We start from the raw sequence: 8,463 nt of genomic DNA, 5'->3' as shown, positions 1-8,463 counted from the left end.
GTGCGCGGTATGCAGCGCGCCGCCGCCGCGGGCCGCGCCGAACCGGTTTCGCGCCGCGCGGCCGCACGAAGCCGGCGCCCGTGCGGCACCGCACACCTGCAGCCGGATCGCTTCGGCGCGCGGCTACAATGCGGGCTCGACAATCGCCGCGCAGCAAGGGTCCGCATGGAACTGAAATGGCTGGAAGACTTCGTCTCGCTCGCGGAGACGCGCAGCTTCAGCCGTTCGGCCGAGTTGCGGCACGTCTCGCAGCCGGCGTTCTCGCGGCGCATCCAGGCGCTCGAAGCGTGGCTCGGCACCGAGCTGATCGACCGTTCCGTCTATCCCACGCGGCTCACGCAGGCCGGCCAGGTGTTCCTCGAGCAGGCGCTGACGATGCTGTCGCAGGCGCACGAGGCGCGCACGCTGCTGCGCGGTCACGCGGTGGCGCCGGTGCCGACCATCGAGTTCGCCGTGCCGCACACGCTCTCGCTGACCTATTTCCCGTTCTGGCTGCAGCGCATCGAGGCCAAGCTCGGGTCGGTGCACACGCGGCTGCGCGCGCTGAACGTGCACGATGCGGTGCTGTCGCTGGTGGAAGGCGGCTGCGATCTGGTGATGGGCTATCACCATCCGAGCCATCCGGTCGCGCTCGATCCGGCGCGCTACGACATGCTCACGCTCGGCATGGAGCCGATCAGCCCGTTCTCGGCGCCGCTGCGCGCCGGCCGGCCGCGCTACACGCTGCCCGGCGACGCCGACGCGCCCGTGCCGTATCTCTCCTACACGCCGAACGCCTATCTGGGCCGGATGACCGAGGTGATCATCGCCAACGCACGCGAGCCGCTGTATCTCGATCGCGTCTACGAAACCGACATGGCCGAAGGGCTGAAGGCGATGGCGCTGGCCGGGCACGGCGTGGCGTTCCTGCCGCACAGCGCGGTGGAGGATGCGGTGGCCGGCGGCGAGCTGATCCGGCTCGACCGGCCGGCGCGCGCGGGCGCCGCGCAGCCGTTCACGCTGAGCATGGAGATCCGGCTCTACCGCGACAAGCTTGCCGCGCAAGGCGACGACGCCCGTCACGCGCTGGTGCGCGCGCTGTGGGATGCCGTCACCGACGAGCTCGCGCAGCGCGCGGGCTGAATCCCGCGCGGCCGATGAGGTTACTCGGCGCGCGGCGCCTGCGAACGGCGGCTCGAAGGCATGTCGATTGCTTCCGTTCACGCTCGGAACGCGCGCTTTGCCCAGCAATAGCGCGATCATGCAAAAAACGCATAATCGAATAAGCAAACGGCATTGGATTTCGAAAATGCGTTTTTCCACAATGGCGTCATTCGCTGACCGTTGGAGAATCCATGTCTTCGCAACCGCAGTCCCCGTCCCCCGTGCAATCCGTGCCGTCCTACCTGAACGCAGACGCGTTGGGCCCGTGGGGCAACTACCTGAAGCAGGTCGATCGCGTCGCGCCGTACCTCGGCTCGCTGTCGCGCTGGCTCGAAACGCTGAAGCGCCCGAAGCGCATCCTCGTGGTCGACGTGCCGATCGAACTCGATAACGGCACGGTGGCCCACTTCGAGGGCTATCGCGTGCAGCACAACGTGTCGCGCGGCCCGGGCAAGGGCGGTATCCGCTATCACCAGGACGTGACGCTGTCGGAAGTGATGGCGCTGTCGGCATGGATGTCGGTCAAGAACGCGGCCGTCAACGTGCCGTACGGCGGCGCGAAGGGCGGCATCCGCGTCGATCCGAAGAAGCTTTCGCGCGGCGAGCTCGAGCGCATGACGCGCCGCTACACGAGCGAGATCGGCATCATCATCGGGCCGAACACGGACATCCCGGCGCCCGACGTCAACACCAACGAACAGGTGATGGCGTGGATGATGGACACCTACTCGATGAACCAGGGCCAGACCGCCACCGGCGTCGTGACCGGCAAGCCGATCACGCTGGGCGGCTCGCTCGGCCGTCGCGAAGCCACCGGCCGCGGCGTGTTCGTGGTGGGCTGCGAAGCGGCGAAGAAGAAGGGCGTCGCGATCGAAGGCGCGCGCATCGCCGTGCAGGGCTTCGGCAACGTCGGCGGGATCGCCGGCAAGCTGTTCCAGGAAGCGGGCGCGAAGGTCATCACGGTGCAGGATCACACCGGCACGATCTATCAGCCGGGCGGCCTCGACGCCGTCAAGCTGCTCGATCACGTGGCGCGCACCGGCGGCGTGGCCGGTTTCGAAGGCGCCGAATCGATCCCGAACGACGAGTTCTGGACCATCGAAACCGAAATCCTGATCCCGGCCGCGCTGGAAAACCAGATCACCGAGAAGAACGCCGGCAAGATCCGCACGAAGATCGTCGTGGAAGGCGCGAACGGCCCGACCACCACGGCGGCCGACGACATCCTGGCCGCCAACGGCACGCTGGTGATCCCCGACGTGATCGCCAACGCCGGCGGCGTGACCGTCTCGTACTTCGAATGGGTGCAGGATTTCTCGAGCTTCTTCTGGAGCGAGGACGAAATCAACCTGCGTCTCGAGCGCATCATGCGCGAAGCGTTCGGCGGCGTCTGGGCGGTCGCGGAGGAACATGGCGTGACGGTCCGCACGGCGGCCTTCATCGTGGCCTGCAAGCGCATCCTGCAGGCGCGCGAATTGCGCGGTCTCTACCCCTGATCCGTTCCTGACCGGCGCCTTCGGGCGAGGATCGACACGGCATCGCGGCTACCCGCCGCGATGCCTTCACGAAGCGGGCGACGCTGAATCCGGCGCCGCCCGCTTCGCGCATCCATGTCATGTGACTGATGCGTGAAGATGGCATGACTTACGCGCATTTCCCACGGCCAAGCGCAGCCGTGGCGCAATAAAAACAGTGGTTAACAATAATTACTTTCAAAAAAATTACTGAGCTAGACTGACACCGGTTAGCCCAAGGAGATACCAGATGAATTTCAAGAAAGCGCTGCTGATGGCCGCCGCACTGACGACGTTTGCAGGCGGGGCCGTTGCGCAAGAAACCGGGACGCTGAAGAAGATCAAAGACACCGGCGTGATCGCGCTCGGTCACCGCGAATCGTCGATCCCGTTCTCGTACTACGACCAGAGCCAGAATGTGATCGGGTACGCGCGCGACTTCCAGATGAAAGTCGTCGACGCCGTGAAGAAAAAGCTGAGCCTGCCGAACCTGCAGGTGAAGAACATCCCGGTCACGTCGCAGAACCGTATTCCGCTGGTGCAGAACGGCACGGTCGACATCGAGTGCGGCTCGACCACCAACAACCTCGATCGCCAGAAGCAGGCCGCCTTCTCGACCACTTATTTCGTGATCGGCACGCGCCTGATGACCTCGAAGGATTCGGGCGTGAAGGATTTCGCCGACCTGAAGGGCAAGACCGTCGTGACGACGGCGGGCACCACGTCGGAACGCCTGCTGCGCGCGATGAACAACGACAAGCAGATGGGCATGAGCATCATCAGCGCGAAGGATCACGGCGAATCGTTCCAGACGCTGGAAACGGGCCGTGCCGTGGCGTTCATGATGGACGACGCGCTGCTGGCAGGCGAGCGCGCCAAGGCCAAGAAGCCGGACAACTGGGTGATCGTCGGCACGCCGCAATCGGAAGAAGCGTACGGCTGCATGATGCGCAAGGACGATCCGGCGTTCAAGAAGGTGGTCGACGATTCGATCACCGAACTCGAGAAGTCGGGCGAGGCCGCGAAGCTGTACGCGAAGTGGTTTGAAAACCCGATACCGCCGAAGGGCCTGAACCTGAACTTCCCGCTGTCGGATTCGATGAAGAAGCTGTACGCGAACCCGAACGACAAGGCGCTCGACTAATCCCGAGCCGGTTCCACATCTTGCTTTGACGCAACGGAAGAGGCGCTCCGCTTCTTCCGTTTTCTTTTGCCGGAGTCTTGTCCATCATGTCTTACCACTGGAACTGGGGCATTTTCCTGAGTCCCGTTTCGACGGGCGAGCCGACCACCTACCTCGGCTGGCTGTTCTCGGGCTTCGGGGTGACGATCAAGGTGTCGCTGGCGGCCTGGGTGATCGCGCTGATCGTCGGCTCGCTGTTCGGCGTGCTGCGCACCGTGCCCGACCGGAGGCTGTCCGCGATCGGCACGCTGTACGTGTCGATCTTCCGCAACATCCCGCTCATCGTGCAGTTCTTCATCTGGTATCTGGTCGTGCCCGAGCTGTTGCCCGCGTCGATCGGCGGCTGGATCAAGCAATTGCCGCCGGGCACGCAGTTCTTCACGGCGTCGATCGTCTGTCTGGGCCTGTTCACCGGCGCGCGCGTGTGCGAGCAGGTGCGCTCGGGCATCAACGCGCTGCCGAAGGGCCAGCGCGCGGCCGGCCTGGCGATGGGCTTCACCGAATGGCAGACGTACCGCTACGTGCTGCTGCCGGTGGCGTACCGCATCATCGTGCCGCCGCTCACGTCCGAGTTCCTGAATATTTTCAAGAACTCGGCCGTGGCCTCGACGATCGGTCTGCTCGATCTGTCGGCGCAGGCGCGCCAGCTCGTCGACTACACCGCGCAAACCTACGAATCGTTCATCGCGGTCACGCTCGCGTACGTGATCATCAACCTGGTCGTGATGGCCTTCATGCGCTGGATCGAGGCGAAAACGCGCCTGCCCGGCTATATCGGAGGCAAGTGATGCACGATTTCGACTGGAGTGGTATTCCCGGCGCGCTGCCCGCGCTGTGGACGGGGGCGGTCGTCACGCTGCAGATCACCGTGCTGGCGATCGTGGTGGGTATCGTGTGGGGCACGCTGCTCGCGCTGATGCGGCTGTCGGGCGTGAAGCCGCTGCAATGGTTCTCGCGGCTCTACGTCACGGTGTTCCGTTCGATTCCGCTGGTGATGGTGCTGCTGTGGTTCTTCCTGATCGTGCCGCAGGTGCTGCAGGGCGTGCTCGGGCTGTCGCCGACCATCGATATCCGGCTCGCCTCGGCGATGATCGCGTTTTCTCTTTTTGAAGCCGCGTATTATTCGGAGATCATCCGCGCCGGCATTCAGGCGGTGTCGCGCGGGCAGGTGAACGCGGCGTTCGCGCTTGGCATGAGCTACGCGCAGGCGATGCGTCTCGTGATCCTGCCGCAGGCGTTCCGCGCCATGGTGCCGCTGCTGCTGACGCAGGCGATCGTGCTGTTCCAGGACACCTCGCTCGTCTACGTGATCAGCCTTGCGGATTTCTTCCGTACCGCCAGCAATATCGGCGATCGCGACGGCACCACCGTCGAGATGGTCCTGTTCGCCGGCGCCTGCTATTTCGTCGTGTGCGTGATCGCCTCCGCACTCGTCAAGGGTCTTCAGAAAAAGGTTACACGATGATTTCCATCAAGAACGTTTCGAAGTGGTACGGCCAGTTTCAGGTGCTGACCGACTGCACGACGGAAGTGAAGAAGGGCGAGGTGGTGGTGGTGTGCGGGCCGTCGGGCTCGGGCAAATCCACGCTGATCAAGACCGTGAACGGCCTCGAGCCGTTCCAGCAGGGCGAGATCCTCGTCAACGGCGATTCGGTGGGCGACAAGCGCACCAATCTGTCGAAGCTGCGCTCGAAGGTCGGCATGGTGTTCCAGCACTTCGAACTGTTCCCGCATCTGTCGATCACGGAAAATCTGACGCTCGCGCAGATCAAGGTGCTCGGCCGCGGCAAGGACGAGGCCAACGAAAAGGGCCTGCGCCTGCTCGACCGCGTGGGCCTGAAGGCGCATGCGCACAAGTTCCCGGGGCAACTGTCGGGCGGCCAGCAGCAGCGTGTGGCGATTGCGCGCGCGCTGTCGATGGATCCGATCGCGATGCTGTTCGACGAGCCGACCTCGGCGCTCGATCCCGAGATGATCAACGAGGTGCTCGACGTGATGGTCGAGCTGGCGCAGGAAGGCATGACCATGATGTGCGTGACGCACGAAATGGGCTTCGCCAAGAAGGTGGCCCATCGCGTGATCTTCATGGACAAGGGCGCCATCGTGGAAGACGACCGCAAGGACGAATTCTTCGCGAATCCGAAGTCGGATCGCGCGAAGGATTTCCTCGCGAAGATCCTGCACTGAGTTCGTCGGCAACGCGCCAATGAACAACGCCCGGCATCGCGCCGGGCGTTGTTCTATTGAAGCAGGGAAAGCGCTGTGATCGCGGAGGCGATCGCAGCCGCGCGGCTCAGAAGTCGACGGGGTCGTCGCCGTTGGCCATCGCCGCCGCGGCGGCAGCCAGCGTGGTGTCGCCGGCAACCGGTGCCGCTGCGCCGCCGCGCTGGCAGTTCTGCGAAGCCGACGGATCGAGCGACGGATTGCGCAGCTTTTCCAGCACGATCTCGGGCACCTTCACGCGTGTTTTTGCGGCGACGTCGCCGCACTGGAACATCATCAGCTCGCCCGGCTCGAACGCGGTCCAGACTTCGTCGTCGGTCAGCGGCTGGGTGGCGATCACGGCGACCCGATCCTCGGGCGTGGTGTACTTCGCGAAATCGATCGACAGATCCTCGTCGATCAGATGCGCGGTGGAGAACGGCCAGCGGCGCACGAGATAGTGCAGCCGCGTCGAGCAGTGCGCGAACAGCGCCTGGCCGTTCGACAGCAGGAAGTTGAACACGCCGTAGGCGGTGATCGCCTCGGTCAGCTCGGCGAGCCGCTCGAACAGTTCGGGCAGCGGCGGCTGCGCGCCGGGGAACGTGTCGCGCAGGCCTTGCATCAGCGTGCAGAACGCCTGCTCGCTGTCGGTCGTGCCGACCGGCTGGTATACGCCGTCGCTCAGTTCGGGCGCATAGCCGGGCAGGTCGCCGTTGTGCGCGAAGATCCAGTGGCGCCCCCACAGCTCGCGCATGAACGGATGGCTGTTCTCGAGCAGGATGGCGCCCTGCGTGGCCTTGCGGATATGGGCGATCGTGTTCTTCGACTTGATCGGATAGCGCTTCACCATTTCGGCGATCGGCGAGGTGGCCGACGACTGGTGATCGAGGAACAGGCGGCAGGCTTTATCTTCGAAGAAGGCGATGCCCCAACCGTCCGCGTGATGATCCGTCAGCCCGCCGCGGGCAGCGAAACCGGTAAACGAGAAGGTCACGTCCGTCGGCTCGGCGCAGTTCATTCCGAAGAGTTGGCACATAGGTGTTGCAGCAGGTCAGGCGGGTAGGGACACCGGGCGGAACCGGTACAATGGCGGTTTCAAGCATACACCCAGCCCCGGGCGGCCAAAAGCGGAACCGCGCGCACACGACATCGTGTTGCGGTTTTCCGTCACTTGGCAGCGCGGGGCGCGGCTGCGGCAGCCGTCTCGCTGCTGCGTCCGCCTATCCCCACGACGCCCCATGACCGCCCAGAACGCCGCCCCCGCTCCCGTCTCCTCGCTGACTCTCGCCCGTCCCGACGACTGGCACCTTCACGTGCGCGACGGCGCGATGCTGGCCGCCGTGCTGCCGCACACCGCGCGCCAGTTCGGCCGCGCGATCATCATGCCGAACCTGAAGCCGCCGGTCACCACCACGGCGCAGGCCGAAGCCTATCGCGCGCGCATTCTGGCCGCGCTGCCGGCCGGCATGACGTTCGAGCCGCTGATGACGCTCTATCTGACCGACAACACGCCCGGCGACGAGATCCGCCGCGCCAAGGCGAGCGGTTTCGTGCACGGCGTGAAGCTGTATCCGGCCGGCGCGACCACCAATTCGGACGCGGGCGTGACCGACCTGCGCAAGTGCGCGGGCGCGCTCGAGGCGATGCAGGAAGTGGGCATGCCGCTGCTGGTGCACGGTGAAGTCACCAACGCCGACATCGATCTGTTCGACCGCGAGAAAGTGTTCATCGACCGCGTGATGACGCCGCTGCGCCGCGATTTCCCGGCGCTGAAGGTGGTGTTCGAGCACATCACCACCAAGGACGCGGCCGAATACGTGCGCGATGCCGATGCCGCACCGGGCACGCTCGGCGCCACCATCACGGCGCATCACCTGCTCTACAACCGCAACGCGATCTTCACGGGCGGCATCCGTCCGCATTACTACTGCCTGCCGGTGCTCAAGCGCGAAACGCACCGCGTCGCGCTGGTCGAAGCCGCCACCTCGGGCAACGCGCGCTTCTTCCTCGGCACCGACAGCGCGCCGCACGAGAAGAACGCGAAGGAAGCCGCCTGCGGCTGCGCGGGCTGCTACACGGCGCTGCACGCGCTCGAGCTGTACGCCGAGGCGTTCGATCAGGCCGGCGCGCTCGACAAGCTCGAAGGCTTCGCGAGCTTCTTCGGCGCCGATTTCTACGGCCTGCCGCGCGCGAGCGAAACGGTCACGCTGCTGCGCGAAACCTGGCAGTTGCCGGCCACGGTCGAGGCGGGCGATACGTCCGTCGTGCCGCTGCGCGGCGGCGAATCGATCGGCTGGCGTCTCGCTTGATGCCGGCGGCCGGCGGCCCGAGCGCGGCCGGTTTCGAATCGATCGACTGGGCCGCGCCGTGGCTCGCGCCGTTCGCGGCGCGCGGCCCGCGCTGGCAGGCCGCGGCGCTGGC

Annotated in this window: 8 protein-coding genes and 1 pseudogene; 8 read left to right on the top strand and 1 reads right to left on the bottom strand. The window is 65.4% G+C overall.

Annotated features, from left to right (window positions below; translation table 11 throughout):
• Positions 1 to 165: 165 nt before the first annotated feature.
• The 6 genes from G3N92_RS27660 to G3N92_RS27635 all read left to right on the top strand — a co-directional run bounded on the left by G3N92_RS27660 (position 166) and on the right by G3N92_RS27635 (position 6,027).
• Positions 166 to 1,122, top strand: a complete 957-nt coding sequence (locus G3N92_RS27660; protein ID WP_206130766.1) for a LysR family transcriptional regulator — start codon at positions 166 to 168, stop codon at positions 1,120 to 1,122.
• 212 nt (positions 1,123 to 1,334) lie between these two features.
• Positions 1,335 to 2,639, top strand: a complete 1,305-nt coding sequence (locus G3N92_RS27655; RefSeq protein WP_206130765.1) for a Glu/Leu/Phe/Val dehydrogenase — start codon at positions 1,335 to 1,337, stop codon at positions 2,637 to 2,639.
• Positions 2,640 to 2,907: 268 nt separating this feature from the next.
• A complete protein-coding gene (locus G3N92_RS27650) occupies positions 2,908 to 3,801 on the top strand; it encodes a glutamate/aspartate ABC transporter substrate-binding protein (protein WP_206130764.1) in 894 nt (297 codons plus the stop codon).
• Positions 3,802 to 3,887: 86 nt separating this feature from the next.
• Complete coding sequence (locus G3N92_RS27645; protein WP_206130763.1) at positions 3,888 to 4,628, top strand: amino acid ABC transporter permease; 741 nt, start codon at positions 3,888 to 3,890, stop codon at positions 4,626 to 4,628.
• Entirely contained in the window at positions 4,628 to 5,305 is a 678-nt protein-coding gene (gene gltK, locus G3N92_RS27640) for a glutamate/aspartate ABC transporter permease GltK (RefSeq protein ID WP_206130762.1), read from the top strand. Before G3N92_RS27645 ends, gltK begins: the two co-directional genes overlap by 1 nt.
• Complete coding sequence (locus G3N92_RS27635; RefSeq protein ID WP_206130761.1) at positions 5,302 to 6,027, top strand: amino acid ABC transporter ATP-binding protein; 726 nt, start codon at positions 5,302 to 5,304, stop codon at positions 6,025 to 6,027. Before gltK ends, G3N92_RS27635 begins: the two co-directional genes overlap by 4 nt.
• Before the next feature lie 106 nt (positions 6,028 to 6,133).
• Here the strand turns inward: G3N92_RS27635 and G3N92_RS27630 are convergent, their stop codons facing one another.
• Positions 6,134 to 7,078: a class II glutamine amidotransferase gene (locus tag G3N92_RS27630; RefSeq protein ID WP_206130760.1), complete on the bottom strand. Its 945-nt coding sequence runs from the start codon at positions 7,076 to 7,078 to the stop codon at positions 6,134 to 6,136.
• A gap of 202 nt (positions 7,079 to 7,280) precedes the next feature.
• Here G3N92_RS27630 and pyrC point away from each other — a divergent pair, with 202 nt between their 5' ends.
• Positions 7,281 to 8,351, top strand: a complete 1,071-nt coding sequence (gene pyrC / locus G3N92_RS27625; RefSeq protein WP_206130759.1) for a dihydroorotase — start codon at positions 7,281 to 7,283, stop codon at positions 8,349 to 8,351.
• Positions 8,351 to 8,463 (top strand): annotated as a pseudogene (locus G3N92_RS35135) (DUF3025 domain-containing protein); the annotation flags it as partial. The gene pyrC and the pseudogene G3N92_RS35135, both read left to right, overlap by 1 nt.

The sequence above is a fragment of the Burkholderia sp. Ac-20379 genome (genome assembly GCF_017104645.1).
In the GTDB taxonomy this organism is placed as follows: Bacteria; Pseudomonadota; Gammaproteobacteria; order Burkholderiales; family Burkholderiaceae; genus Burkholderia.
This window is presented reverse-complemented; position numbering and strand designations above follow the sequence as displayed.

What these genes read in the sequence shown, in the direction of transcription:
- G3N92_RS27660 (WP_206130766.1), top strand. Translation starts at nt 166, where the DNA reads ATGGAACTGAAATGGCTGGAAGACTTCGTCTCGCTCGCGGAGACGCGC.
- G3N92_RS27655 (WP_206130765.1), top strand. Translation starts at nt 1,335, where the DNA reads ATGTCTTCGCAACCGCAGTCCCCGTCCCCCGTGCAATCCGTGCCGTCC.
- G3N92_RS27650 (WP_206130764.1), top strand. Translation starts at nt 2,908, where the DNA reads ATGAATTTCAAGAAAGCGCTGCTGATGGCCGCCGCACTGACGACGTTT.
- G3N92_RS27645 (WP_206130763.1), top strand. Translation starts at nt 3,888, where the DNA reads ATGTCTTACCACTGGAACTGGGGCATTTTCCTGAGTCCCGTTTCGACG.
- gltK (WP_206130762.1), top strand. Translation starts at nt 4,628, where the DNA reads ATGCACGATTTCGACTGGAGTGGTATTCCCGGCGCGCTGCCCGCGCTG.
- G3N92_RS27635 (WP_206130761.1), top strand. Translation starts at nt 5,302, where the DNA reads ATGATTTCCATCAAGAACGTTTCGAAGTGGTACGGCCAGTTTCAGGTG.
- G3N92_RS27630 (WP_206130760.1), bottom strand. Translation starts at nt 7,078, where the DNA reads ATGTGCCAACTCTTCGGAATGAACTGCGCCGAGCCGACGGACGTGACC.
- pyrC (WP_206130759.1), top strand. Translation starts at nt 7,281, where the DNA reads ATGACCGCCCAGAACGCCGCCCCCGCTCCCGTCTCCTCGCTGACTCTC.